Below are 2,256 nucleotides of genomic sequence, written 5' to 3'. Positions count from 1 at the left end.
GGCATGCGCGCTCTGGCCTGGATCGGAGGTGGAACATGACGGGCATGGACGAGCGGCGGCATTAGGCATCGGCTGCAGCGCCACATATGTGGAACGGCCACGCGGGCAAGCGCTTTTCATCCAGCGGGATCGGTGCGGTCATATGTCCGGCGCGCGGTCCAAGACCGCTGGCCTCGATAAAATTCGCGATGCGAGGGACTGATCAATCTGACGCGCTTTAAGCGCATTGTCGCGCCGGCCTCTCCTCCTCGGGATTTCGTCCCGTGGATCATCGTCTAATTTTGCACCTCGCCTCTGTCCGGCGTCGCGTCGGCAAGTCCGTCCTGGTCGTCATATCGGCTCAGGCGTGTGCTGCGCTGCTCGCCGCGCCAGTATTTCGATATGTCCCGCCCCTGGTGAGCAGCGCCCAGATGATCCTCGCCATCTTGTTGGCGAGCGCGATTGCGACGACGTCGCGCCACAAACGAGCAGCGAGCGGAGCGTCGGGTTGCCCATTTTCGATATGCCGCCGAGCCGCTCCTTGCCGCCGCTCGAATGGGGCTTTGGCGTTAGTCCCAGCCAGGCGGCGAAGTGACGGCCGGATTTGAACCCGTCGGGATCCGGGATCAGCGCTTTGACGGTAGCCGCCGTGATCGCTCCGACGCCCGGAATTGTGGTCAGCCGTGGCATGTCCTGGTCGCGCTTCGCCTCGCCGACAATCCCTCGTTCGAGCTTGTCGATTTGACGCGTCAGCGCCTCGATCTGATCGGCGATTTCAGCCAAAGCCAAACGAGCGGCTTTTGGCAGGCAAACGTCCTCCTCGTCCCGCACGATCTCGATCAACGCAGCCACTTTGGCGGTGCCGAGGGCGGCAATAACGCCCAACTCCACAAATGCCCGCGAAGCGCGTTGATCGCCTGAGTTTGCTGTCGGATCAAAAGGGCGCGCGTCCTCAGCACCATGGCCGCCGCTTGTTGATCAGCCGATTTGATCGGAACGAAACGCATGGTCTTGCGGGTGACGGCTTCGCTGATCGCTTCGACGTCGGCGGCGTCCGTCTTGCGCCGTTTCACTAATCACGAGGTCTTCATAATGCGGAGGAACACGGCCTGATTCACGGATTTTCGCCATTTTCGGATCAGCCTGCTTTGCATTATTTCGTGCCGAACCTCTGCGGGTCAACCAACAGAGGAGTTGCCAATGTCAAATAGCCGTCACGACCTGATCGCCGCACTCAAATCCTCGCTTATCGGTCAGCGGTACAGCCCTGTCGTGGCGGGGAGCTACTGCGCCTACGCGTCTGAGTTTCTCGATTATCTCGTACATCGGAGCATCCCGTCGCGGACGTGATCGACGTGCAGGTCGAGCAATACCTGCAGCATGCGATCGTACTGTTGGAAAAGCAGCGTGGTCGACGTCCCAGCGCGCGCTGGCACCAGGTTCCGCGCTCCGGAATTCGAGCCTTGTTGCGGCTTGCTCACGGTCAATGGCCACGAGCTATCGAGCCTACCTGCGCGGCCGATGTGGTCCGATTTGCAATCTGCGACGAGTACGAAATCCGGCTGCGTGAGGAACGCGGGTTGGCTCGCTCCAGCGTCGCAACGTTGATGTGGGAAGCCCGCAACTTCCTTGCTTGGCAGACCGGTGGCGGCATCGACGGGTGGACGGGCCTCAACAGCAGCGACGTTGACCGCTATATGGATTTGCGCGCGCCGAAACTGACGCGCTGCTCGCTGAAGGATACAGCAGAGCGGCTTCGCTCGCTGCTGCGCTACCTCCACATCACATCGGGTCGCGTCACGACGGACCTGTCAGGGCACGTGATAGCCCCGTCGCTTATGCGTACGAAGGAGTACACCGTCAGTCCTGAACGGCGATCTGACAGTCGCTGTTTCGAGAGCGCGAAGAAACGAGACATCGGCGGGGCTGCGGGACCATGCGATCCCTGCAACTCCTTGCAACATATGGGCTACGGTCTGGTGAAATCCGCAATCTGCAGATCGAGGACATCGACTGGCGGACGGAAGCCATCCATGTTCGCCACCACAAGACGCGAGCCAGCACATCCTGCCACTGATGGAGCTGGTCGGCGAAGCGGTGCTCGCCTATCTGCGTTCCGGGCGGCCCATGACGGACGCCAGAGAAATCTTCCAGCGCACGCGCGCACCCTATCGCAAGCTCGACAAGCTTTACAGCGTGGTTCGCCGGCGGCTCCGTGACGCCGCTCGCCCATGCCCGTCATGTTCCACCTCCGATCCAGGCCAGAGCGCGCATGTT

The 2,256-nt window shown here is 61.5% G+C and carries 2 pseudogenes; one reads left to right on the top strand and one right to left on the bottom strand.

Annotated elements, in window-relative coordinates:
- Positions 1–340 precede the first annotated feature (340 nt).
- Positions 341–1,052 (bottom strand): annotated as a pseudogene (locus RFN28_RS34325) (IS110 family RNA-guided transposase); the annotation flags it as partial.
- A gap of 1,003 nt (positions 1,053–2,055) precedes the next feature.
- Here RFN28_RS34325 and RFN28_RS34320 point away from each other — a divergent pair.
- Positions 2,056–2,256: pseudogene (locus RFN28_RS34320) on the top strand (hypothetical protein); the annotation flags it as partial.

It is taken from the genome of Mesorhizobium album (assembly GCF_033977205.1).
Lineage (GTDB): Bacteria > Pseudomonadota > Alphaproteobacteria > Rhizobiales > Rhizobiaceae > Mesorhizobium > Mesorhizobium album.
The sequence above is the reverse complement of the archived record's forward strand: the minus strand, read 5'-3'. Positions and strand labels throughout refer to the sequence as shown.